The sequence below is a fragment of the Lysinibacillus antri genome (assembly GCF_003977595.1).
In the GTDB taxonomy this organism is placed as follows: Bacteria; Bacillota; Bacilli; order Bacillales_A; family Planococcaceae; genus Ureibacillus; species Ureibacillus antri.
Map to the genome: position 1 here is coordinate 59,171 of NZ_RYYR01000012.1, position 24,918 is coordinate 84,088.

Here is a 24,918-nt window from a genome sequence, read left to right on the forward strand (position 1 = left end):
AGCCACGTCTCCTTAAAATCCAACGACTAATGCGATACCCGAACCAATGGCAAAGGCTGTCAAAAACGCCTCAGCTCCTTTTGCAATGCCTGCTGTAAAATGTCCTGCCATTAAGTCACGCACTGCATTGGTAATTAAAACACCTGGCACAAGCGGCATGACACCACCAACAATGATCTTATCCATTTCCGTTCCTAATCCAAAGTGTATGGCTAAGGAGGCCAGTAACCCCACTACGAGAGAGGCAAGAAATTCTGAGAAAAACTTTACTCTGGTCATTTCCTGAATAATTGTTACAACAAAGTAGCCGAATCCCCCTGCGACAAAGGCTGCCGGTATATCCGACCACAAACCATCAAACAGCACCATAAAACAACTACTAGCAATGGAAGCTGCTAGAATTTGCAAATGTACTGGTAAAAAATAATTCGTTTTTTGTATCTTTCGCAACTCGTCATAAGCTTCTTCTAATGTTATTATTTTAAATGTAAGCTTACGAGAAACACTATTTACTTTTGCTATTTTATGCAAATCTGTAATTCTCGTTGTAATAGAGGTAATTTTCGTAATTTGCCGTTTTCCTAATGACAGGATGATTCCTGTTGGTGTTACATAACTTTGCGCATCCTCAATTGATTGTGAGCGTGCCATACGGAGCATTGTATCTTCAACTCGATAAGTTTCAGCTCCACTCTCCATCATTATTTGGCCAGCTAGTAGAAAACAATCTAGCGCCATCTCATAATTCTGTTCTTTATTATCCATAGCGTGATCCTATTCTCCTTTTCTCCATGCTCATATTATCGAACAGAAATGCAATTCTCAATACATATTTTTCTAACTTTTTTATGTGCTATTAATTGATAATTATATAACAAAGGGGAGTATCTAGTTTGAAAAACGATCGTCAAGAAAAAAGGCGTTCCTGGATACATTTTTCACTGCTCAGTTCAATGTTTCTTTTAACATTGATAATAGGTGTATTTATTTTTTCAACGGGAGATTCAAAGTTTCAAAGTTTTACATCGGCAAAGACAAAAGCTGAAATTGCCTATGTTCCAGATGTATTGTTATCTGAATCCCCAACAAAATTTAAGGACATTCAAATCATCACTGAGACTTCTGATCACACTACGATGCCCTATGCAGTAAATTATCCAAAAACAAATTTCCAAAACATAAATAAAGAAATTTCACAATTCATAGCTTCGTCAAAAGAAAACTATGTAGAAGCCGTCCGTCTATACACAAATGCCAATTCAAAAGTAGATGTTGTCGGTGAATTCCTAATGACGGCTGATATTTCCCTACACAACAATAATTATTATTCTGTCATATTAAAAAATAATACAAAAATCAATAAAGCGAATTACGACACAACCTATCAGACATATCTTTTTAATAAAAATTCTGGAGAATTGATTAGTTTTTCTCAACTATTAAATAACAAGGTTGAGAATTTAGAAGTTTTTGCAAAGCATGTGAGAAATCAGATCTCAACAAATTACAGTAAATACTTTGATAAAGATAAAATGACACAATTAACTGAGCCAAAATGGGAAAATTTTAACCGTTTTGGGGTGAGTGACAGTCATTTAGTTATTTATTATAACTACAACGAAATTGCAGATCCACTTGCCGGAACACCGAATGTGATCATCCCTATTTCGTTTTTAAATCCGATACTAGCGGAGCCTTTTAAATCAACTACAGTAAGTAAAGAAACGATTATTCCGGTGAAACCACCTACTGGCAAACGTATCGCATTAACGTTTGATGATGGACCACATGAAAAAGTAACGCCGCAAATTTTAAAATTACTTGAGAAATACGATGCAAAGGCAACCTTCTTTGTCGTTGGCAATCGCATTGCAAAAAATACTAAACTAGTACAAGAAATTCATAACAGCGGGCATGAAATTGGAAACCATACATGGAATCACCCAAACCTAACATCCATTTCATCAAAGCAAGTTTCATCACAACTTAAATCTACAAACGATGCCATTTTTACAGCTATTGGAGAATATCCTACCGTGTTTAGACCTCCATATGGTGCAAAAAACAAGCAAGTTACAGATTTAGTTGCCTTACCAGTCGTGATGTGGACGATTGATACACTGGATTGGAAATACCGTGATCAAAGTAAATTATTACCTATGGTGAAGAAAAGCATACACAACAACGCCATCGTCTTAATGCATGACATTCATCAACCAACAGCAGATGGTTTAGAGAGCGTTTTAGCCTATCTACAAAATGAAGGCTACGAATGTGTAACCGTTAGTGAACTTTTAGAAAATAAATAAAAATTAAAGCGATTCGTCAGCATTAGTATGCAAAACGAATCGCTTTTTTACCTAGTTTATTTTAACTTCACACTACCAAGAGCTTTGAAATTTTGTAAATCATAGCTCTTTACTTCATTTCGAGATACAGTATAGATCGCATCTTCAATATACACTAGCCTTGATATCATTGATTCCCAGTCTTCATATTGCTCATCTTCTTTAGCAGGTGTAATTAGGTCTCCTTTTAGTTGAATGCCTTTTTCAGCTGTTATTTCGTAAACTTGAGCCCCTGTTCCTTTATACTTCACATCATACTCCCCTGTTCCTTCATAAACGGTAACCGGGAAACCATAGTAATTGTGCTTTGCATTTCTAAATAACGCTTTATGATTATACTGTAAATCCGAATGCGTCCCTCGCCCACCAATGACAACCGTGTCTTGCTCTTTTGGATTTGCAAAGTCCGTAATATCGAATAGAGAAATTTTCATACCCGCTGTTGTCACAATCGGTTCTTTTGACCAACTATCCACCCTCGTTTCCGTATCATACCCAAAGCCTATTAAATGATTTTCATCTAATGGATGGAGGTAATTACTAAAGCCAGGAATTTTCAGCTCTCCTAATACAGTTGGCTTTTCCGGATTTTGAAGGTCAATAACAAAGAGTGGATCTACTTGTCTAAACGTCACCATATATGCTTTATCACCCATAAAACGAGCAGAGTAGATTCTTTCGCCTTTTGCTAAATCCTTCACTTCCCCGACTTTCTCTAATCGTTCATTAAAGATAAATAGATGGTTTTTCGATGTTTGATTGCCACTTCCCCACATATTTCCTTCTGTTACGGCAACCCGGAAGTAACGATTGTGTTCATCCATTGAAAATTGGTTCAAAATCGTCCCGTTAATGGTTGTCGTCGCAGCTAACTTGACGTTTGTACCATCAATAGCAAACTTGTAAATATCCGTATTGGAAGCCATTGGTAAGATGGCGATATCTGTGGCAATGGAAGTCCGACTTTCAAAAGTAGATGCTCCATAATTAGTAGCCGTTAAATAAAGAGCCTCTTTGGACATATAAAGAGTAGAGCTTCCCCCTAAAAATCCTTTTGTTTGAACTTCTTTACTGTCAAAATTATTTAAATCAATCGCAGAAATAATCGTGTAGCTCGGTTCCATTGAGCCTGGTAAAATGGATAGCTGCTTAATATCCATTGGTTCAATTTCTTTATCTGTAGCACTATCATAAATGTACGGTCGAAGCTCTACATCTTCTCGCTCATTCATGATCCAATAGTCGGGCGTCTTATTTGATACAATATAAAGAATATCATCTGCTAAGCGAATACCATTCATATACCCGTCTTGCGCAACTTCACGAATTAATTGTGGTTTGGCCGCATCCTTCACATTATAAAAAGTAGCCTTTGTCATACTCATACCTGATACATATTTCTCTTTCTTCATTTCGATATATTGATCGACCAACACGACTAACTTATCTTCATGCAGCATGAGTTGAGTTGGATAACTATTTCGATCAAGTTCAATTTTACTAACAACTTTCATTGATTTCGGATTACTGGCATCGGTAATCACAATGTCTTGTTCGATGATCGAGTAAATATAACGACCATCCGTTACAACAATATCCCCTTCCTCAATATCTTCAACTTGATTGTTTGTCGTGGAGTGTGAGGAATTTGAGCCTGCACTATCTGCCGCTACTTTTGATTCCTCCGTTGCGCTCGTTTCATATTCCACACTGCTCTTATAACGTTTTTCACGATTCAATACATTTTGGAAAAAGCTCTCAATATCTTTAACAGATGTTAGATGTTTTATTTCTTCAATGACCGTAAACTCAACTGTTTGTTTTTTTGTTTTTGCTGTTGGTTTGGCAAAGGCCTTTTTTTCGACTTGTAGTACATACTTTCCAGGTTTTGTGTTTGTGATTGCGATTGCCTGATTGTTATCAAATAGCGTGAAGTCTGCTTGAACGGTTTTCCCGTCTTCATCCTTCAAATAAATATGACCTTTTTCGATACTACCTTCTTTTAGTGGCTGAGAAAAATAAACATTGTACGGTTGGTTCACAAAAACGGTTGATGCCGCGCTTACCTCCACCTTCTTTCCAAAGATAAAGATCGCACTAGATACCAACATAACGATCAGTAATAAAATCCCTCCTGCATAAAACCTTCCTCTCACAGCACTCGCTCCTTTGTAAGTTTCTTACACCATTAGACTTGAAAACTTTATTTTCGTTTCACAATTTGCAGGAGGATTTTTTTATTTTTCCAACCCCCTCCGATTTACCAAAAAAAGCGTGAGGAATTTTTAAACTCCCCACGCACAACTTTTCCTTATTCAAATGGCCATTTTGGCAGCATATGCGATAATGGTTTATCGACTCGTCTTCCTAATACGTAATCGGCTTGCATGATCGTGTGAATTTCTCGAGTCCCTTCATAGATCACCGGTGCTTTCGAATTTCGTAAGTAGCGAGCGACAGGATACTCATCTGAATAGCCATACGCCCCATGAATTTGCACGGCATCATCTGCAGCTTGGTTTGCAAAATCACACGCTTGCCATTTTGCTAGTGACGTTTCGCGTGTATTACGAACCCCTTTGTTTTTTAATTCACCAACTCGGTAAACAAGTAATCTGCTCATCTGATAGCCAGCTTCCATTTTCGCAATCATCTGACCTACCAATTGATGCTCTCCAATTGGTTTTCCAAATGTTTTGCGTTCCTTACAGTACTTCACACTTGCTTCTAAGCACGCTTGTATTAATCCAACTGCGCCTGCTGCAACGGTAAAGCGACCATTATCCAATGCAGACATGGCAATTTTAAATCCTTCGCCTTCTTCGCCAAGACGATTTTCAACAGGTACTTTTACATCATCAAAAAACAATTCCCCAGTATTTCCAGCACGAATGCCGTACTTCCCTTTGATTGCCTTTGACGAGAAGCCTGGCATTGTTCGCTCTACTATAAAGGCAGAAATTCCGTGATGGTGCTTTGATTTATCGGTATAAGCAAAGACGATAAAATGATCTGCAACATCACATAGAGAGATCCATGTCTTTTGCCCATTTAGAACGTAAACATCTCCTTCACGTTTTGCATAGGAGTCCAGTGAAGCTACATCCGATCCCGCGCCAGGCTCCGTTAATCCAAAAGCACCAATTTTCTCACCACGAGCTTGTGGGATTAGATATTTTTGCTTTTGTGATTCTGTACCCCATTGTAGTAAGGTCATGGAGTTTAATCCTGTGTGAACGGAAACGGCTGTTCGAAATGCAGTGTCACCTCGTTCAAGCTCCTCGCAAACAATGGCCAAGCTATTATAGTCCATCCCTGAACCACCGTACTTTTCAGGAATACAAACACCCATTAAACCTAAGTCGGCTAGCTTTTTCCATATACTTTGATCAAAACTGCCTTGCGCATCCCACTTGGAAATATGGGGCATAATTTCGGCATCCACAAATTGACGAACTGTTTTTCGCAAAAGCTGTTGTTCTTCTGTGAAGTCAAAGTTCATATTGCATCACCTTACCATTTCACAATAGAAGATTTGTGGGATGTTTCTTTAATGATCACATCACGCTTTGCCATTTTCTCAATGTACTCACTACCTGGAACAATTGATTCTGGTGGGAATACACCGCGCTCTGTAATCACACCACTACCAACCATTACTGCTACCGCGGCAATTGTACATGCAGTCGCACGCGCCATAGCTGTCATCGATTGTGTATCTTCACGCTTAATATTCATTTCATATTCGTATGTCACTTGCTCGCCAGACTTTTCGCCCGCTACAATTACTCGAAGTACCACGGCATCTTGCTTATCACCTAGATATAATTTTTTCTTTAATGCCTCTCGCACAACATCACGGACTTTTACTTCTTGGCCATCTATTTCTACTTTATTTTCCTTATCAAAGAACCCTAAATCCGCTAGTAGTTGGAACTTTTCTGCATGTCCTTTGTATCGGATTGTCTTGTACTCTAGCGTCTTTACATTCGGGAATGTTTTGTATAGAGTAGATATACCCCCTGAAGTATAAAATGCTTCTAACACACCATATTGATCAAAGTAAAAAGGCTCTACACCCGAAAGTGATTTTACTTCCGTCAGTTTTCCATCTTGAATTACTTTTGAAGGCTCTGTGTAATGATCGAAAACACCCTCTAATGAAAACACTCGTGTGTAGTTTAACGGTGGTTCTGGTTTTGTAGGTATACCTCCAACATAAAGTTTAATTGATTCCACTCTATCTAATTTAGACGCACCATAGCCTGCTAAAATGTTAATCATTCCTGGTGCAACACCTAAATCTGGGATAATCGTAACATTTTTTTCTTTTGCTTGATCGCTTAATGTTAAAATTCGATCGGTAACACTTCCGATATGGCCCCCTAAATCTACAGAATGTACCCCTACTTCAATTGCTATATTTGCCACTTTTTCATTAAATTCATAGAATAAGGCATTAACGGATATATCCCCTTTAGCCATAACAGTTCGTAATTCATCGTCATTGTTGGCATTTAACGATACCACTTCAACCTTTGAAGAATTTAAAGAATCTACAAAAGCTTGTGCCGAATCTGTATTTAAATCCGCTAAATAAATTTTCTCTACTTTGTCGCTAGCTGTTAAATCGCGTGCAACCTCTCTCCCCATTAAGCCAGCACCTAAAACTACTACTTTCATCACACACATCCCCTTTATCTGTTTAGTTTTTAAGTATCAATTTGTGCTCGTTGAAGTTTCCCACTATAGTCGACGTAAATGCTTTTCCATTCTGTGTAAACATCTAATGCAGCTTGACCAGAGTCGCGATGTCCATTACCAGTTCCTTTTGTCCCCCCAAAAGGTAAATGAATTTCAGCACCAGTTGTCCCAGCGTTTACATAAACAATGCCCGTATCTAAATCTCTTTGGGCTTTAAATATTTTATTAACGTCTTGTGAGAAGATAGAACTCGACAAGCCAAATTTCACACTGTTATTTACTTCAATTGCTTCTTCTAAACTAGAGACTTCAATAATACTTACAACAGGACCGAATATTTCCTCCTGCGCAATAATCATGTCATTTTTTACATTCGTAAAGATGGTCGGCTCAAAATAAAACCCTTTATCAAAAGGGGGTGTTGTTAATACTTTTCCACCTGCTAATAATGTTGCGCCTTCTTTTTTCCCGATTTGCACATAGTGATTGATTTTCTCTAAAGCAGCTTTATTAATAACAGGTCCCACATTCACATCTGGATTGAGACCATCGCCAATTGTTATATCGCTTAAGGCAGATACTAGTCGTTCTTCTAGCTCAGCCTTTACATCTTTGTGAACGATCACACGACTACATGCTGTACAACGTTGACCTGCTGTACCGAATGCACTCCAAATGATTCCTTCCACGGCAAGTTGCAAATTGGCATCATCCATGACGATTACCGCATTTTTTCCACCCATTTCAAGAGAAACTTTCTTTAGATGCTTTCCACCAAGCTCTGCAACTTTGCTTCCAGTTGCATTGGAGCCTGTAAACGAAATAACCTTTACATCAGGATGTTCAACCATTGCAGTCCCAACAGTTGGACCAGTTCCAAAGACAATGTTTGCTACGCCATTAGGTAAACCCACTTCTTCAAAAATTTTCGCCATTTCATATGCCATTAACGGCGTTTCAATAGATGGTTTCCATACAAATGTATTCCCTGCGACAATTGCCGGGAATGATTTCCACGTTGCAATAGCAATTGGAAAATTCCAAGGTGTAATTAAGCCCACTACCCCAATTGGAGCCCTTACACTCATTGCAAATTTATCAGCAAGTTCAGAAGGCGTTGTTTCCCCGAAAAGGCGTCTACCTTCCCCAGCCATATACAAGGCCATATCAATACCTTCTTGAACTTCACCACGGGCTTCTTCGATCACTTTGCCCATTTCCTTTGTTAAAATTTGAGCAAGATATTCCTTCTTTTCTTTTAATTTAAAACCAATTTCATATAAAAAGTCTGCTCGCTTTGGTGCGGGGACAAGTGCCCATTGTTTCTGTGCCTTTTTAGCAGCAGCTACTGCATCATCCACATGCTTTTTTGTTGAAAGGGGTACCATTGCTAGCTGTTCCCCATTAGCAGGATTCACAACTGGAATCATTTGAAGGTCGTCTGTAGAAGTCCATTTACCATTAATAAAGTTTACTATCTTCATAACACCCTCCTTGATTTAATCGAAATTTCAATTATATTGTACTAATATTCGACATTTTCTCTTTAAATCCCTTTTTTCCTTAAAATTTAATATTCTATTAAATATTATTACGAAGTGAAACTTTCTATGAAGGGAAAACGTATTTAAAAATGGTATATATGTATTAGTAACTTTAGGAGGTTATAACAAATGAACAACCATGAAATTGATTACAAATTGTATGGAGATGATATGCAGTTTGTAGAAGTTGAGTTAGATCCAGGCGAAACAGTTATTGCTGAAGCTGGCAGTTTAATGATGATGGATGATGCTATTCGAATGGAAACAATCTTTGGGGATGGTTCAAAAGGCCACGGCGGCGGTCTGATGGGCAAATTAATGGGCGCTGGAAAACGTTTAATTACTGGCGAAAGTCTATTCATGACAACATTCACTAATGAAGGTTCAGGAAAACGCCATGTTTATTTTGCTTCACCTTATCCAGGAAGTATCATTCCTATGGATTTAAGTGAACATGGTGGAAAAATTATCTGTCAAAAGGATTCATTTTTAGCCGCTGCCAAAGGGGTATCTGTTGGCGTGGAATTCCAACGTAAAGTTGGCGCTGGATTCTTCGGTGGGGAAGGCTTTATTATGCAAAAACTTGAAGGAGACGGTATGGCCTTCGTTCATGCTGGTGGTGCCATTCACCGTGTGGATTTACAACCTGGTCAAAAACTACTTGTAGACACTGGATGTTTAGTTGCCATGACTCAAACAGTAGATTATGATATCCAAACTGTTGGTGGTATTAAAACTGCTCTATTTGGTGGAGAAGGTATCTTTTTAGCATCTTTAAGCGGTCCTGGTACAGTATGGATTCAATCATTACCATTTAGCCGTTTAGCAAGCCGTGTATTCGCAGCTGCCCCAGTAAAACAAGGCGGTGGCGGCACTAGCACTGGTGAAGGTGGTATTGGCGGACTGTTTAATTTATTTAACGACTAACAATAAAGGAGTCGTCCAAAAAGTCATTTTGGACGGCTCCTTTGCGACGAGGATAGTGACAATTTATTGTTACTACCGCAGGAGCACAGCTTTTTAGCGATATTTTATTATTAGAAACGTAGATGTCCAGAAAGTGTAGTGCTTTCTGGACATCTACTTTATTACTTTAGAAGGATACAATCGTTTCTTTTAATTTCGATGCGGCATCTTCCAATTTTTCTGTTGAATTTCCGATTTTCTCAACAATTCTAGATAAAGATTCTACTTGTTGTCCAACATTTTCAAAATCCGAAATGGTTGTACCGACCGTCGCAGAAATTTTCTCAAATGCTTCTAACGATTTTTCGTTTTGTTCGATTCCATTTTGAACGAGTTGTTGAATTTGGTGAATTGAATCAATTACATCTGCTGTTACTTCACTAGACATTGCAATTAAAGTGGCAATCTTTTCGACTGAATTTTTCGTTTGATCCGCAAGTTTCCTTACTTCATTGGCAACCACTGCGAAGCCTTTTCCATGTTCGCCTGCTCGTGCTGCTTCAATAGCAGAATTTAATGCTAGTAAATTTGTCTGCCCTGCTATATCTTTTACGATTTCAACAACAGCTTGAATTTCTGAAGAGGAACGATTTAGGTCTTGTACCATACTTGTCATCTTGATGGTTTTATCATTAATCTCTTTTGTTTGGTCACTTAAAACTTGTAATTGCTCATAACCTTCTCCAGATGCTTTTCTCGTTTGTTGTGCATCCTGTATACTATTTCGTAATAATTCATTTACGTTTTGTGTATTTGAAAATAGCTCTGATACTGCACCATTTGTCGCAACCGATTGTTCTTCTAAAGTGGTCGAAATACTTCCAATCACATCTTTCACTTCGAACCTGACTTTTGCTTGATCCTCTTCAAAAATGTTTTGCGCCACACGATCATATTCATCTAACACAATTTGTTGTTCCAAATTACATACTTTTCGCAAAGCTTGAATAACCATTCCCTTTTCATTTACAGGTAGTGGCAATTCAAAAATAATTTCAATAATTTTTTCCTCTATTTGCTGAAAGGCCGCTAAGTACCATTTTGTTGTTAGACCAATTAACGCATGCTTATTGGCGACTCTACGTCTAACTATAATATATTCTTCATCTACACAACCATTTAACATTTCGATTACATGGTGTCTTAACGTATGGTTTAACCGTTCAGTAGTACTATGGCTCTCAATCATTCTTGTAAATTCAGGAACCCTACCAATTGTGCTATAAAATGCATGGACAATGTCTTTTACATGAGGATCAACAAAAGGTTTAATCGCACGAACTAAATGTAAATCTTGTTCCTTAAGTCCAATAAGTTCTAGTTGCAATGCGAATACCGGATCTTTTATAAATATTCCTACCTCTGGAAATCTCTCATTTATAATGGAGTGTTGCACATGTTTATTTTTTATACCGAACAAATTCCTCACTCCTAATTTTAGGATTATTGAATAAGAAAATAGCTAAATTTATGGAAAAATCAATCTATAAGTACTACTATTGTATACCAATATGTAAAATATTGCTTTTATATTCAAATAAAACATGTGTTTAGAGGGAATAAATATTGACAAATGATTGAACTAATATATCTTTATGCCTATTACATTTCAGTTTTTCACCTGTATGAAAAAAAACCGTTCCGATAGAATCATTCTACCGAAACGGTTTTTTTATAAGTATAAGAAGACTATTAAGATAGCTGCTAGTACAAGACGGTAAATTGCAAATGGGACTAATTTTACTTTCGAAATTAATTTTAAGAAAAATTTAATTGAAATTAATGCGAAAATAAAGGCACTCACAAAACCAATAATATAAAACCCAAGATGATCTGCATTAATTTGGTCCCAGTTCTTTACTAACGATAACCCACTAGCTCCGGCCATAATTGGCACTGCCATAATAAAGGTAAAGTCTGAAGCTGTTCGATGATCGAGACCTAGTAGTACCCCACCTGAGATTGTTGCACCTGAACGTGAAAACCCTGGCCATAAAGACAAACATTGAATTAACCCAACTCGAAAAGCTTTTCCGTATGATAAGTCATCTAGAGATTTAATAGATGGACGTTTTGGCGCCAATCTATCTGCAACTATCATCAAAATAGCACCAAGAATTAAACCAATGATCACTGTCGAGGTAGAAAATAAATTTTCATCAATAAAATCTTCAAATAAAACGCCGAACACACCTGCTGGAATAATCCCAACAATAACATGTCCTAAGTTAAATTTACGCGAAGCTGTTTGCCCTTCAATTTTGTACAAACCAACAAGGCTTAACATTCGCTTCCACATGACCACAACAACCGCTAAAATTGATCCTAGCTGAATTACAATTTTAAAAGTATTCGCTGAGCCAGAACCTAAAAATTCTTTTGTTTTTAACCATAAATCATCAACGATAATCATATGCCCGGTTGAAGAAACAGGCGCAAATTCCGTCATCCCTTCTACAAAACCTAGAATTATGGCTTTAAGTAAATCAAATAATTCCATAAAAAACTCCTTAATTTTTTCTATCTTTTCAAACGTTCACATACGCCATCTTCTTGCAAAAGCCTTACTTCCATAGGCAGGTCCCTATTTACATTACCTGATGAACAAAAAGTTGTCTATTGGCCTTTTTATGCAATCATTTGCTTCCTGTAAAGTTAATATCTACAACCCATAATTCCGATCTACTACCAATTCTCATTGGTGGTCCCCAAAATCCAAAACCAGAAGAAACCAATGCATGCATCGACCCTTTTTCCATATGTCCATAATCAAGCTCAAAAACTTTATTAGTTATATAATTATTTGGCCATAGTTGTCCCAGATGCGTATGACCGGATACGTGAAGGTCGACTTGTGCCTGGCTTGGTAGCTCTAAATCATTTGGTGTATGATTCATTACAAGCCATGGCAGCTCTTCATTTTCTGGTTTTAATTTACCAATTGGCAATCGTTTTTTATTTGTTGAATCTTCTTGCCCCGTTAAGAAAAAACGATTTCCGACTAAAATAGTTTCATCCATTAAGATTTGAACATTGGATTCTTTCATCTCTTCAACAAATTCAGGAATTTTACCACCATAATATTCGTGATTTCCAAGCACCCCATAAACACCATATGTAGCTTTTAACTGTTTCATCACTTCATTCATTCCCTCTTCTACAAACCAAATCGGATCATCATCAACTAGATCACCAACAAGTAAGACTGCATCTGGCTTGGCTTCATTTGACAAGTCGACAAATCTTTGTAAATGGTCTTTGTGGGATAAAACACCTAAATGAAAATCTGATGCAACCACAACTCTTAATGGTTCCCCGCTTTTATCAACAGAAATTTCTAAATTACGCACTACCGGTGAATAGGCATTATATGTACCCCAAGCAAATAAAACGACAAGTAAACCCATTGCAACTGAACCGACGATTGCAATATTTTTTAAAGGTGTAAAAGCAACAAGTAAATTTGTAATGATACATATTATGAGCCCATACTCGAAAAAGAACATCCAATAGTTTCCTATAATCGAGAATGGTGAAAGTAAATCATGTATGCGGCCAATGATAAAACCAAATGCGATGAGGAAGAAACCAAGCCAATAAATAATCGGCCAACGAAAAAGATGAATAGATTCAAGCCATTTTTTCAAGTTCCATCCTAAATAAGCACTCATCGTACTATATAAAAGAATTGCAAAGGTAATTCCAGCTATTCTCCCCACGGTCTCACTCCTAATCAACTACCTAGGTAAATGAAGATATTAATCTGACAGAAGTATACCATGTCCATAAGGAATGTTCCTATTAAATTGACGTAAAAATGAAGGCACCATCAGTTGAATTGATGGTACCTTTTCGAATTAATATTCAGCTGGAACTGTTACTGTTACTTTAAATAAATCACCATCTACATCAATTTTTAATCGACCATTGTGTAAATCAACAATAGATTGCGCAATCGCAAGTCCTAACCCAGAGCCATCTGTATGTCTTGAAGCATCTGCTCGTTTAAAACGCTCTGTAAGCTCTTCTACGTTTTCACTCATTTCATACTTTGAAATATTTTTCACTGCAATTTGTGCCTCTGCTCCAACTCGGTTTAGCGTAACATATACACGTGTTCCTTCTAGTGAATACTTCAGTGCATTGACGACTAAATTATCGAGTACCCGCCACCATTTTTGTCCATCCACATAAGCATATAGCGGTTCTTCTGGCATTGTGACACGTATTTCCAAATTTGCATTAGCAAAAGCTTCTTCATGTTCACCGACTGCTTGCTGCATAAGTTGCGTTAAATCGATGCGTTGTTTATTGATTTCGATATTGCCACTTGCCATTTTTGATACTTCAAATAAATCTTCAATTAACGTTTTTAATCGAGCTGATTTTTTATCTAATACATCAATGTATTTATTACGTTCTTCTTCAGTCAAATTTGGATTTTTTAATAAATCTGTATACGTAATAATAGAAGTTAAAGGTGTGCGTAAATCATGACTTACATTGGTAATTAGCTCTGTTTTTAAACGCTCACTTTTCGCTTGTTCCGACATTGATTTTCGAACACCTTCACGTAATTGATTCAAGTTCGCGGCATGCCGAGCAAAAGGTGATTTCCCTTTCCCCTTTACTTTAATTTCAGACGTTAAACGCCCTTCTGCCATGTCCTTTGTTTGCTTCATAATACGGTTTAGGTAGCCCATACGTCGAAGGAAGATAATGCCTGCTGGTAAAGCGATAAAGAAAAATAAAATAATGTAAAGTACGGCTAAATCAGGTTCCCAAGTTGCCCCTACTATGCCAACCCCTGCAAGGAAAGCAATTACTAGTATCGCAACGGATTGCAGCCCGATGGGTCGATTTAAAAATAAATCTTGCATTCCATCTGCCAAGCGATAAACAAATGCGGCTTTAAATTCTTTCTTTAGCTTCTCTTCTGAATTAATAGATTCCCATGTCCAGAATGCACAGTAGATTGTGATGATTGTTGCTACAAACATAAACACAATATAAATTAAAAATTCAACGATCAGTGATATCCAATTGTTCATTTCATAGTAAACATAGTTGTTCCGAATTTCATTTCCTATTATATCTGACAATCCAAATGCAATGAACGCAGAGATTATAGTTAGAACAATTCTTATATCAATCGGCCATTTTAAGTAAAGTCCTTTTGCTCTATTAGAACCTTTAAACTGCTCGATAGATGGTTTTGCAATTGTTAGTAAGCCCACTAATGCTAAAATTCCAGTAGCCCAAATTATATAGAAAATTACCTTTGTTATAGTAAAGGATTGATAGTCGGCACCAAAACTTGTATTGGCAAGCATGGACTTCGGTATGCTAATTGTCCCTTCAAATTGAGCATGTTCATCCACATGTACTCCTTCCAATAAAGCGACTCCATTATCATCTCCATATGGATCAAGGTACATGGATATATCTACATTGAAATACGGTTTTTGATCACCAAATCTTTCTTTAAATATATCGGATGTATTCACTTCCCCAGAGTCAAACTTTTCACCAGTCTCTATATTTTTTAAGCTATAATTAAAATAGCTAAGTTCATTTAAAAAATTATTTCGACTATCTTTTTCATTTGCTACATAATCATCAATTATTTTTTCTTTTTGTTGTCTGATTTTCTTTTCCACATGCTCATCATTATTGTAGTTTTCGGTAATGTCTGCGATTTTCGTATCGCGTTCCTCTTCAAGTAACTTCTTTAATTCCGCATCATTTTGTGCTTCTGCTTCCGTAATGCGATCACTGTATTGCCATCTAATGTTTTCAATTTGTTCCGTCAACGTACCATAGTAATTACGATGGTGTTCGATTTCCTCTTGTGAAACTTTAATATTTTTCTTTGCTTCCTCTGCATCAAAAGGTACTAAAACATATCGACCTAACTGATCCTTGAAATTCTCAACATTTATACGGAACTGGTCTGAACCAAAGAATGATTTTCCGATATAATTATGACCATGATTGATTAAAAGCGATACTGCAAAAACTACCCATGTAATTAGAAAAAGAGAGAGGAGTAATTTACCTTGTCGTTTCATATTCTTTTGCCCCCTCATAATAGCCTTATAAATAATTGAATTGCTTCATCGTAATGCGTGCTAACATATTGCCAAGCCGCCATTCCAATATAGCCCATGCCAATAACACTTGCTATAAGACAAGTAACGGTAATGCTTGTCTCAAGTCTATTTTTCAATTTTGTAGCCAATGCCCCACACAACCTTTAAAAACCTTGGATTTTTCGGATCAGCTTCGATTTTTTCACGGATTTTTCGAATATGAACCGCCACAACATTTTCTGCATTATATGCTTCTTCATTCCATACAAGCTCGTATATTTCTCGAATCGAAAAGACACGCCCTGCATTTTTTAAAAGTAACTCTGTAATTTTGTACTCAATCGGCGTCAATTTCACCAGCTCCCCATCAAGGCGAACCTCTTTCGCTTCCATATCAATAGATAGTCCATTTACTTCAACTTTCGCTTGAGTTTGTCCATGATAATTCCCTAGTTGAACATAACGTCGTAATTGCGATTTTACCCGTGCTAGTAACTCTAACGGATGGAATGGCTTTGTCACATAGTCATCCGCTCCCACTGACAGACCATGAATTTTATCGGTATCTTCTGCCTTTGCACTAAGCATGATGATTGGAATATTTCGTTCTGCACGTATTTTAAAAGTCGCTGTAATTCCGTCCATATTCGGCATCATAATATCTAAAATGATTAAATGTACTACATTTTCTTCTAATAGGTTCAGCGCCTCCAAGCCATCTGCCGCTTTTAACACATTGTACCCTTCGTTTTTCAAGTAAATTTCGATCCCATCACGAATGTCCTGATCATCATCTGTAACGAGCACCGTTAATTTCTCCACTGTCCTCACCTCGTCTCTTTTTCTTATGGTCTAATCATACGATTTGAATCTTAACTTCTAGTGACCATAATTCTGAAGAAATTCTTAAGATTAATTGTTCATTTCTTTAGACATAATTCCAGTTAAATTGTGTGTGCAAATTAGCGATTTAAAAAAATCACTTCAGTAAGAAAGGACATGCGATTAAACGGCATGTCCTTATGTCTAATTAAACGTTTTTAAATCATCATCGGTAGTTAGTTGTACAGATGCAGATTTTCGACTTCCTAAAGTTAACACAACAATTCCACCTAGAAGCATGACAACGCCGATCCAAGAAGTTGGACTTAAATATTCACCAACTAAGAAGACTCCTAAAAGAGCTGCTGTTAATGGCTCGGCTAGGGATAATGTTACCGCAGAGGATGAGCTAATCTTTTCTAATCCTGCTAAAAATAATACATAGGCTAAACTGGTTGCAGCTAACCCCATGAAAATCATTGGCCATAAGTTTTGATTTGTAAACATCCAGGAGACGCCATCTCCTGAGAAAGGTAATAACATCACAGCACAAATCGAAAACGTCATCGCTACAGCAGGTAAAGTATCTTCATTCTCCGTTAATTGTTTACTACAGTTTGTATAAACCGCAAACATAAAGCCAGCACATAAAGCTAATAGTACTCCGACTGGGTGAACTGTTGCCTCGCCCCGATTGACAAATAATAAGATACATCCTAGAATAGCGAGCCCCGTTGCAATTCCCCATATACGATTAGGCCTACGCTTCCAAATGAACCATTCCACAATCCCAGAGAATACTGGAGAGCTTCCAATTGTGACGACCGTTCCAACTGCTACCCCTGTAAATCGGACAGAGGTGAAAAATAAGCATTGGAATAAGGCAATGGTTAACGCTGCTAGAATCGTCCATTTCCACGACCATGTCTTAAAGTTAATTTTACGCAAGACAAGGGCAGCAATTAGCAATATTCCTCCTCCAATAGCAGAGCGTACCCCAGCAACCGCAATTGGTGAAATCCCTTCTTGTAAAAAGGTTTGTGTAGTCCCCACCGTTCCCCAAAGCATTGCGGCTAGTAATACAAAGATATATGGCAGTAAATTCAATACTTCAACTCCTTATAAAAGGTTAATTGATTTTCTAGCAATCTCTTATTTCCCATTTAGTTGTTGTTAAATTATACCAAAGTAATTCTATAAATCAATTAACTAACTGTTTATTTATATTGTATAACATTTAAATTCTCTATTTATTATCGACTAATATCATTTTGCTATTTCGATATTGTTTTACTAACTCAAAATCTATCGAATTATTTTCCTGAAATGTAAAAATGTTACCAAAACATACGAATTTGCAATAAAACAGTGCTTTATGTTTGTATTATTCTATTATTCCATTTAATATATCGATATAGTAGTTGAAGACAAACTTAATTAGACATTTACATATACCTAATTTTCACGTTGATTATGTTTGCGTGAATCACTATTGTGTAAGCGTTTTCGCTATTACTATTTTATAGGGGGAATCATCATGATTTATGCAAATCCTAATACAGATGGAGCAGTTATTAATTTCAAAGAAAAGTATGATAACTTTATCGGCGGCGAATGGGTTGCTCCAGTTAAAGGGCAATATTTCGAAAATAAAACACCTGTAACAGGTGAAGTATTTACAAAAGCTGCTCGTTCTACAGTAGAAGATATTGAACTTGCTTTAGATGCAGCACATGCAGCAAAAAGCGCTTGGGGAAAAACATCTACAACAGAACGTTCTATTATATTAAATAAAATTGCAGATCGTTTAGAAGAAAATTTAGAAGTACTAGCAGTAGCTGAAACTTGGGATAACGGTAAAGCAGTACGCGAAACGTTAAATGCTGATATTCCATTAGCAATTGATCACTTCCGTTACTTTGCAGGCGTAATCCGCGCACAAGAAGGACGTACGACGCAATTAGATAACGACACAGTAGCTTACCATTTCCAAGAGCCACTAGGTGTTGTTGGTCAAATTATTCCTTGGAACTTCCCTATTCTTATGGCGACATGGAAAATTGCTCCAGCTTTAGCTGCGGGTAACTGTATCGTATTAAAACCAGCTGAACAAACTCCTGTTTCAATCATGGTCTTAATTGAATTGATTCAAGACTTACTTCCAGCAGGTGTACTAAACGTTGTGAACGGTTTTGGGATCGAAGTAGGTAAACCGCTTGCTACGAACCCAAGAATTGCTAAAATTGCATTTACTGGTTCAACAGCAGTTGGTCGCCAAATTATGCAATATGCAACGGAAAACATCATTCCTGTAACACTTGAGCTTGGTGGTAAATCACCAAACGTATTCTTTGAAGACATTATGGATCAAGATGATGAGTTCTTAGATAAAGCAATTGAAGGTTTAGTAATGTTCGCATTAAACAATGGCGAAATTTGTACTTGTCCATCTCGTGCTTTAGTTCAAGAATCAATCTATGACAAATTTATGGAACGCGCATTAGAACGTGTGAAAGCAATTAAAGTTGGTAACCCACTAGATACAGAAGTGATGATGGGCGCTCAAGCCTCTAACCAACAAAAAGAAAAAATCCTTTCTTATATCCAACTTGGGAAAGAAGAAGGCGCTGAATTACTCGTTGGTGGTGACGTAAACCATCTTGGTGGAGATCTTGAAACAGGAAACTACATCCAACCAACAGTATTCAAAGGTCACAACAAAATGCGTATCTTCCAAGAAGAAATTTTTGGACCAGTTCTTTCAGTTACAACATTCAAAGACTTTGATGAAGCAATCGAAATTGCAAACGATACACTTTACGGTTTAGGTGCTGGTGTATGGTCACGTAGCGGAGACATCGCTTACCGTGCAGGTCGTGCGATCGAAGCTGGACGCGTTTGGACAAACACATATCATAAATATCCAGCAGGTGCGGCATTTGGTGGATTCAAAATGTCAGGTATTGGTCGTGAAAACCATGCTATGATGTTAGATCACTATTCACAAACAAAATGTTTATTAGTAAGTTACGATAGAAAACCTCAAGGATTCTTCTAAATCGGTAGGTGTATAATATGGTAGAACGTGTTACGGCAACAGAAGATGCCCTTTCATTAATAGAGTCTTTAAAAGAGAAACATGGTTCTATTATGTTTTATCAATCAGGTGGTTGTTGTGATGGCTCCTCACCTATGTGTTATCGTGAAGGCGATTTTCGTTTAGGCGATGCTGATCTATTGCTTGGATCTATCGGAAACGTCCCCTTCTATATGCATAAGAGTCAGTATGAATATTGGAAGCATACACAACTAATCATCGATGCCATTCCAGGAGAAGGACCTCCCTTCTCACTAGATAGTTTAGAAGTGACACATTTTATTACGAAGTCTAAACTTTTATAATTGCTCGGAGCGCCCTAATTTAAATTGGGGTGCTCTTTTCATTTTCTAAGTATAGTGAATTAGACGATAATTCATTATAATGAAAACTTAAGGAAATGGAGGTCTTCATACATGTATAAAACTGTTGAGGAAACAGCCAAAGATATTTCAATGCCAGAAGAACAAGTACTGCGTTACATTTATGCTGGCCGTATTAAAGCTGTATATGATGGAAAACAATATTTAGTGAATAGCGATCAATTTGACACGTATCATGAGCAATTAGAACGTATTAAAGAGGAAATTGAAATATGGCGAAATACACCAATCCCCGAGGATATTGATGTGAAGGATGAGGATTAGCTTTTCCTATGAAGTATTTTAGAATTTCGCACATAATCTCTCAAAATCCGCACATAAAAATCTTTCTATCAAAAAACCATCCCGAAGCTTGTGAGAACAATCACTTCAAGATGGTTTTCTTTAAATTGTTACGACAAAGCCTGCACGCTTGCCAATAATTTCTGCATAATCTTCCACCATTACACTCGCAGTTGGGTACATTCCTGCACCTGGTCCAATAAGTGTTAATGTGCCGATATAATTTGTTTCCATCGTCACTGCATTAAATACATCGTCAATCGGATATAATGGATGCTCTTTATCTACTAGCATTGGTCCAACTTTTGCACAAATTGTTCCATCTGCATGACGTTCTACCTCAGCAACATGGCGATAACGCAACCCATTTTCCGTTGCTTCTTTCACTTGCTCTAGGGAGATGTTATCAATACCAATTACTTCAACGTCTGCCCAATTCGGTTGTTCACCAAAGGCTAAAGCAGATAAAATCATTAGTTTTTTGAAAGCATCTTGACCAGATACGTCGTTATACGGATCAGCTTCTGCGTACCCTAAATTTTGCGCCTCTCTTAACGCTTCATCAAAAGACCAGTTTTCTGCACGCATTTTTGTTAAAATATAATTAGATGTACCATTTAATATCCCTTGAATTCTAGTAACATCATTCACTAGTAAAATATTTTTCATTGTTTTAATAACAGGAACTCCGCCAGCAGTTGTTGCTTCATAGCCAACAAATACACCGTTTCGTTTAGCAAGTTCTTGTAATTCTAGTCCACGTTTAGCGAACATCACTTTATTTGCAGTTACAACATGACATTTATTTTCTACTGCTTTTTTCAAGTATGTGAAAGTAGGCTCTTCGTTAACAATAGCTTCAAAGACAACTTGAATACCTTTAACAGATAGAACATCGTCAATACTATCTGTTAGTAGATGCGCCGTACCTGGTACACGCTCTCTCGTTGTATCACGCACTAAGATCTTTGCCACTTCTAATTCTAATCCTAATTTTTCGCGAAGTTCTTCACGTTTTTCATTTAATATATGATAAATCCCTTGTCCTACTGTGCCAAAACCTAAGATGGCCGCCTTTATTGTTGCCATTTCCTATTCGCCTCCATCATCACTAAAACGCTCTTTTAAGCCTGTTATTTTATATATTAACGTTTATTTTCATCTATTTAATATTACTGAAGGATATAACAAATAATTCTAAAAATTTAACATAATAGAATTTTATCGTATATTCTCAAGGAACTCAAGGGAATTCTTCTCAAGATGGACATTTGTTTTCTCAAGAAGGTCATCAGAAAAGCGTAAGCGCCCTCGCTCAGCCCCGAAAGAAACTGGAAACTCCTGCCAAGCATGCTTGCATGCGTAGGAGGAAGTTGAAGTTTCCGAGGGGCTAGGGTGCTGAAGCTAGACACTGTTCCAAGTCCAAAGTTTTATACTTTCTTTACTTTAAAAAGTTTCTTATCTTACATCTTTTTGCACTAAACGGTTCTAGTTTCCCCCATAAAACTCGCCTGTTAAACAAAAAAACTGCCTAAAAGTGAATCACCCTTTTAGACAGAAGAAGTATTGTTAAATGGAAATGGTTATGAAACTTTTTTAATATGAACTGTTTCGTAGTATTCGATCGTCTTTTTTACAAGTCGCTCTTCTTCTTTTGTAAACGGTGGAATACCATATGTCCGATAAGCAAGTTGAAATTGGCCGTATTCTAGATACCAGTCTTTTGCAGGAAGTTCAATATGTTGATTACCATTTTCTTTATAGGCTACTTCTATCTCTCTTACAACATAACCATATTGATTCAGCGCAAAAGTTTCTTCTAAAAAAACACTATGCCCATATGTAATTTGCCATTGCTTGTCAAGTATCGCTAACAACTGTTGTAATGTTTGCGAATTAATAAATCCTTTTTGTTCATTTAATTCATATATAAAATAAGCTGCCACGTTTTGTGCACTATAGATATTACCCATTTAACAACACTCCTATCTTTTTTAAGGGGGAGCAGCCTCTTGGGAAAGGCTGCAATGATGTAAGCAATTTTTTAGATTTATATTCAAAAGCGTGGGGACCCCCTCCGCTTAAGATAGCGAATACTAAGTTAACTAAATTTTAAATCCCTATCAACTAACTATGTTTTTATTATAAAAAAAATTCCCACTAATGTCAATAAAACAAATTAATTTACTAGGTTTTAAATTTGAAGAAATTTCGCCTAATGAATGGCTATTAGTACATTGGCGAAAAGCATATTCCCCACACATGAGCGAGATCTATTCTTTTCACCAAATGAACTAAAATTACTTTATATTAAGCGTTCGTTTCTGCAACACTAATAGCAACTGATAATGCTTGACCTAAATCCGCGATGATATCATCCACAGATTCTAAACCAATTGATAAGCGAATGAGCTCTTCAGATACACCTGCAATTTTTAACTCCTCAGCTGATAGTTGCTGATGAGTAGTCGAAGCTGGGTGAATAATTAATGATCTTGCATCCCCTACGTTCGCTACGTGGGAGAATAATTGAACATTGTCAATGACTTTACTTCCCGCTTCTCGTCCACCTTTAATGCCAAATGTAAGCATTGAACCGAAGCCATTTTTTAAATACTTTTTCGCTAATGAATGCGATGGGAAATTTTCTTTACCTGGGTAGTTTACATATTCCACGGATGGGTGGTTTTCTAAGAATTCAACTACCTTTAATGCATTCTCACCATGTCTTGTATAACGCAAATGAAGCGTCTCTAAACCTTGTAAGAAGTTAAATGCAGCATCTGCACTTAATGTTGGACCGAAGTCACGCAATAGTTGAACGCGAAGTTTTGTGGCAAATGCAGCCGCTGCAGCGTCAATTCCATAACGAATACCGTGATATGACGCATCCGGCTCTGTAAATCCAGGGAAACGACCTTGCGTCCAGTCGAATTTACCAGCATCTACGACAATACCGCCGATTGTTGTGCCATGTCCACCGATCCATTTTGTTGCTGAATGAATGACAACATCCGCTCCAAACTCGATTGGGTTTGATCCGTATGGGGATGGGAATGTGTTATCAATAATTAACGGAAGACCATGCGCATGAGCAATTTCCGCGATTCTTTCAATATCTAAAATATTTAAACTTGGATTTCCTACTGTTTCAGCATAGATTGCCTTTGTTTTTTCTGTAATTGCTGCTTCAAAGTTATCTGGATTACTTTCATCTACAAATGTCGTTGTAATTCCGTAGCGTGGTAATGTGTTTGCAAATAAGTTATACGTACCACCGTAAAGTGAACCAGCAGAAACGATTTCGTCTCCTGCTCCTGCAATGTTTAAGATTGAAAAGGAGATCGCTGCCATACCTGATGATAATGCTACTGCAGCTGTACCACCTTCTAGTAATGCAACGCGCTTTTCAAACACATCAACTGTTGGATTCATAATACGCGAGTAGATATTACCAGGTGTTTCAAGTGCGAATAATTGGCGAGCATGCTCCGTATTTTGAAAAGCATAAGCAGTTGTGCGATAAATTGGCACTGCGATTGCACCAGTGACTGGATCTGGCTTTTGCCCTCCGTGTAGTAATTGTGTTTCCGGACGTAATTGTGACATGTCTCTTCCTCCTAATATTTTTTGATGGATGATCAGTGTAATGAGGAGGATTTATGGAAAAACATAAAGCCCTCTTCTAATAAGAAGAGGGCTGCTAAAAGCAATTTTTCCTCCCCTTATCTGTCAGATCTTTTCGAATCTGTAGGAATTAGCACCTTTGTGAGTGTATTTTGCATTCACTGGTTGCTGGGCATCGCAGGGCCTAGTCCCTCCGCCTCTCTGGATAAAGGTATTTGATTCATGTTCCATCGATAGACTTACTATAATTCATAGTATATAGGTCTGTCAACTATATATTTTAAATTTTTCGAAACTTCAAAACTTCTTTTCTATCTTAAAGAGTATAATGTATTAAAGATCATTTGAAAAGGAGATAGATAGCTTGTTGATTGCTTTATTTTCGGTACTACTAGTTGGTTACCTTATTGGATGCATCCATGGGTCAAATGCAGCAAGATTACTTTCAGGTGTTAATTTAAAAGAAGTTGGACACGGGAATGCAGGCGCTTCAAATGCAACATTATCTTTAGGTTGGAAATATGGTGTACTTGTTGGGTTAATCGATATTGGTAAAGGCGTAGTTGCCGTATTACTTTGCCGGCTATTATTAATTAATTATTCAACATTCTCAACTGATGAAGTTTCTGCTCTGCTTTATGCTATTGGTGCTTCTGTCATTTTAGGTCATAACTTTCCTATCCATATGAAATTTAGTGGTGGAAAAGGAACTGCATCATTAATCGGTATATTTCTTGCTTTAGATTGGAAAACGGGTTTAATTGGCGTAGTCACTATTATTTTAGTGACACTCTTAACAAATTACTTAATCATTGGTGTTTTTGCCCTATATATTGATTTTACCCTTACTGCATTTATTATTGAATCCACGATTTGGCCTTTTATTATCTCGCTCGTTCTGTTTGCGATCGCAATTATTTTACACATTGAAAATTTAAACCGTATGCGTATTGGTACTGAACCGAAAGTAGCGACCGCATTTAAAAGTAAGCATTAAATCATAAACCGTACTTACCAACGATTAGCCCCCTATTAAGAATTCATCCCATTTAG

21 protein-coding genes and 1 riboswitch are annotated in these 24,918 nt (G+C 37.2%); of the genes, 6 read left to right on the top strand and 15 right to left on the bottom strand.

Annotated elements, in window-relative coordinates; genetic code table 11:
* Window positions 1–12: 12 nt before the first annotated feature.
* Window positions 13–765 (bottom strand): threonine/serine exporter family protein, encoded by a 753-nt coding sequence (locus EK386_RS10690; protein WP_126659159.1) that lies wholly within the window; start codon window positions 763–765, stop codon window positions 13–15.
* 128 nt (window positions 766–893) lie between these two features.
* On the opposite strand from EK386_RS10690, the gene EK386_RS10695 reads away from it, so the two are divergent.
* A complete protein-coding gene (locus tag EK386_RS10695) occupies window positions 894–2,309 on the top strand; it encodes a polysaccharide deacetylase family protein (protein WP_126659160.1) in 1,416 nt (471 codons plus the stop codon).
* 56 nt (window positions 2,310–2,365) lie between these two features.
* Here EK386_RS10695 and EK386_RS10700 read toward each other — a convergent pair whose 3' ends face one another.
* The 4 genes from EK386_RS10700 to EK386_RS10715 form a co-directional block, all read right to left on the bottom strand.
* Window positions 2,366–4,504 (bottom strand): beta-propeller domain-containing protein, encoded by a 2,139-nt coding sequence (locus tag EK386_RS10700; RefSeq protein WP_126659161.1) that lies wholly within the window; start codon window positions 4,502–4,504, stop codon window positions 2,366–2,368.
* A gap of 155 nt (window positions 4,505–4,659) precedes the next feature.
* A complete protein-coding gene (locus tag EK386_RS10705; RefSeq protein WP_126659162.1) occupies window positions 4,660–5,850 on the bottom strand; it encodes an acyl-CoA dehydrogenase family protein in 1,191 nt (396 codons plus the stop codon).
* Window positions 5,851–5,861: 11 nt separating this feature from the next.
* A complete protein-coding gene (locus EK386_RS10710) occupies window positions 5,862–7,040 on the bottom strand; it encodes a saccharopine dehydrogenase family protein (RefSeq protein WP_255507952.1) in 1,179 nt (392 codons plus the stop codon).
* A gap of 20 nt (window positions 7,041–7,060) precedes the next feature.
* Window positions 7,061–8,536 (bottom strand): aldehyde dehydrogenase family protein, encoded by a 1,476-nt coding sequence (locus EK386_RS10715; protein ID WP_126659164.1) that lies wholly within the window; start codon window positions 8,534–8,536, stop codon window positions 7,061–7,063.
* 189 nt (window positions 8,537–8,725) lie between these two features.
* Between EK386_RS10715 and EK386_RS10720 the strand changes: the two genes are divergently transcribed.
* Window positions 8,726–9,523, top strand: coding sequence for a TIGR00266 family protein (locus EK386_RS10720; RefSeq protein WP_126659165.1), 798 nt, complete (start codon window positions 8,726–8,728; stop codon window positions 9,521–9,523).
* A 166-nt stretch (window positions 9,524–9,689) separates the two neighbouring features.
* On the opposite strand, the gene EK386_RS10725 is transcribed toward EK386_RS10720, so the two are convergent.
* The 7 genes from EK386_RS10725 to EK386_RS10750 form a co-directional block, all read right to left on the bottom strand.
* Complete coding sequence (locus EK386_RS10725) at window positions 9,690–10,991, bottom strand: protoglobin domain-containing protein (protein ID WP_439331228.1); 1,302 nt, start codon at window positions 10,989–10,991, stop codon at window positions 9,690–9,692.
* Between the two features lie 243 nt (window positions 10,992–11,234).
* A complete protein-coding gene (locus EK386_RS10730; protein WP_126659167.1) occupies window positions 11,235–12,062 on the bottom strand; it encodes an undecaprenyl-diphosphate phosphatase in 828 nt (275 codons plus the stop codon).
* 136 nt (window positions 12,063–12,198) lie between these two features.
* Window positions 12,199–13,281 carry a metallophosphoesterase gene (locus tag EK386_RS10735; RefSeq protein ID WP_126659168.1) on the bottom strand — a complete coding sequence of 361 codons (1,083 nt, stop codon included), beginning with the start codon at window positions 13,279–13,281 and terminating at the stop codon, window positions 12,199–12,201.
* 138 nt (window positions 13,282–13,419) lie between these two features.
* The gene (locus EK386_RS10740; RefSeq protein WP_126659169.1) at window positions 13,420–15,633 is read right to left on the bottom strand and encodes a histidine kinase dimerization/phospho-acceptor domain-containing protein; all 2,214 of its coding nucleotides are present in this window, start codon (window positions 15,631–15,633) and stop codon (window positions 13,420–13,422) included.
* Window positions 15,634–15,647: 14 nt separating this feature from the next.
* Window positions 15,648–15,803: a hypothetical protein gene (locus tag EK386_RS20225; protein WP_158674411.1), complete on the bottom strand. Its 156-nt coding sequence runs from the start codon at window positions 15,801–15,803 to the stop codon at window positions 15,648–15,650.
* Window positions 15,781–16,476, bottom strand: coding sequence for a response regulator transcription factor (locus tag EK386_RS10745; protein ID WP_126659170.1), 696 nt, complete (start codon window positions 16,474–16,476; stop codon window positions 15,781–15,783). The genes EK386_RS20225 and EK386_RS10745 overlap by 23 nt, the downstream gene beginning before the upstream one ends.
* 204 nt (window positions 16,477–16,680) lie before the next feature.
* Window positions 16,681–17,583 carry a DMT family transporter gene (locus tag EK386_RS10750; protein ID WP_126659171.1) on the bottom strand — a complete coding sequence of 301 codons (903 nt, stop codon included), beginning with the start codon at window positions 17,581–17,583 and terminating at the stop codon, window positions 16,681–16,683.
* Window positions 17,584–18,013: 430 nt separating this feature from the next.
* Between EK386_RS10750 and exaC the strand changes: the two genes are divergently transcribed.
* The 3 genes from exaC to EK386_RS10765 all read left to right on the top strand — a co-directional run bounded on the left by exaC (window position 18,014) and on the right by EK386_RS10765 (window position 20,220).
* Window positions 18,014–19,534 (top strand): acetaldehyde dehydrogenase ExaC, encoded by a 1,521-nt coding sequence (exaC, locus tag EK386_RS10755; protein ID WP_126659172.1) that lies wholly within the window; start codon window positions 18,014–18,016, stop codon window positions 19,532–19,534.
* 17 nt (window positions 19,535–19,551) lie between these two features.
* The gene (locus EK386_RS10760) at window positions 19,552–19,878 is read left to right on the top strand and encodes a DUF779 domain-containing protein (protein ID WP_126659173.1); all 327 of its coding nucleotides are present in this window, start codon (window positions 19,552–19,554) and stop codon (window positions 19,876–19,878) included.
* A 111-nt stretch (window positions 19,879–19,989) separates the two neighbouring features.
* Complete coding sequence (locus tag EK386_RS10765; RefSeq protein WP_126659174.1) at window positions 19,990–20,220, top strand: MerR family transcriptional regulator; 231 nt, start codon at window positions 19,990–19,992, stop codon at window positions 20,218–20,220.
* Window positions 20,221–20,340: 120 nt separating this feature from the next.
* Here the strand turns inward: EK386_RS10765 and EK386_RS10770 are convergent, their stop codons facing one another.
* From EK386_RS10770 to EK386_RS10780, 3 genes are all read right to left on the bottom strand, one after another.
* A complete protein-coding gene (locus EK386_RS10770; RefSeq protein WP_126659175.1) occupies window positions 20,341–21,327 on the bottom strand; it encodes a homoserine dehydrogenase in 987 nt (328 codons plus the stop codon).
* 494 nt (window positions 21,328–21,821) lie between these two features.
* Window positions 21,822–22,211 carry a hypothetical protein gene (locus EK386_RS10775; RefSeq protein WP_126659176.1) on the bottom strand — a complete coding sequence of 130 codons (390 nt, stop codon included), beginning with the start codon at window positions 22,209–22,211 and terminating at the stop codon, window positions 21,822–21,824.
* A 337-nt stretch (window positions 22,212–22,548) separates the two neighbouring features.
* Window positions 22,549–23,847 carry an O-acetylhomoserine aminocarboxypropyltransferase/cysteine synthase family protein gene (locus tag EK386_RS10780; RefSeq protein WP_126659177.1) on the bottom strand — a complete coding sequence of 433 codons (1,299 nt, stop codon included), beginning with the start codon at window positions 23,845–23,847 and terminating at the stop codon, window positions 22,549–22,551.
* Window positions 23,848–23,960: 113 nt separating this feature from the next.
* Window positions 23,961–24,077, bottom strand: a riboswitch (SAM riboswitch).
* 152 nt (window positions 24,078–24,229) lie between these two features.
* Here EK386_RS10780 and EK386_RS10785 point away from each other — a divergent pair.
* Complete coding sequence (locus EK386_RS10785) at window positions 24,230–24,862, top strand: glycerol-3-phosphate acyltransferase (protein ID WP_126659178.1); 633 nt, start codon at window positions 24,230–24,232, stop codon at window positions 24,860–24,862.
* Window positions 24,863–24,918: the final 56 nt, after the last annotated feature.

Coding starts and splice junctions, on each gene's coding strand:
- EK386_RS10690 (WP_126659159.1), bottom strand. CDS start 765: ATGGATAATAAAGAACAGAATTATGAGATGGCGCTAGATTGTTTTCTA.
- EK386_RS10705 (WP_126659162.1), bottom strand. CDS start 5,850: ATGAACTTTGACTTCACAGAAGAACAACAGCTTTTGCGAAAAACAGTT.
- EK386_RS10710 (WP_255507952.1), bottom strand. CDS start 7,040: ATGTGTGTGATGAAAGTAGTAGTTTTAGGTGCTGGCTTAATGGGGAGA.
- EK386_RS10715 (WP_126659164.1), bottom strand. CDS start 8,536: ATGAAGATAGTAAACTTTATTAATGGTAAATGGACTTCTACAGACGAC.
- EK386_RS10720 (WP_126659165.1), top strand. CDS start 8,726: ATGAACAACCATGAAATTGATTACAAATTGTATGGAGATGATATGCAG.
- EK386_RS10730 (WP_126659167.1), bottom strand. CDS start 12,062: ATGGAATTATTTGATTTACTTAAAGCCATAATTCTAGGTTTTGTAGAA.
- EK386_RS10740 (WP_126659169.1), bottom strand. CDS start 15,633: ATGAAACGACAAGGTAAATTACTCCTCTCTCTTTTTCTAATTACATGG.
- exaC (WP_126659172.1), top strand. CDS start 18,014: ATGATTTATGCAAATCCTAATACAGATGGAGCAGTTATTAATTTCAAA.
- EK386_RS10760 (WP_126659173.1), top strand. CDS start 19,552: ATGGTAGAACGTGTTACGGCAACAGAAGATGCCCTTTCATTAATAGAG.
- EK386_RS10765 (WP_126659174.1), top strand. CDS start 19,990: ATGTATAAAACTGTTGAGGAAACAGCCAAAGATATTTCAATGCCAGAA.
- EK386_RS10770 (WP_126659175.1), bottom strand. CDS start 21,327: ATGGCAACAATAAAGGCGGCCATCTTAGGTTTTGGCACAGTAGGACAA.
- EK386_RS10775 (WP_126659176.1), bottom strand. CDS start 22,211: ATGGGTAATATCTATAGTGCACAAAACGTGGCAGCTTATTTTATATAT.
- EK386_RS10780 (WP_126659177.1), bottom strand. CDS start 23,847: ATGTCACAATTACGTCCGGAAACACAATTACTACACGGAGGGCAAAAG.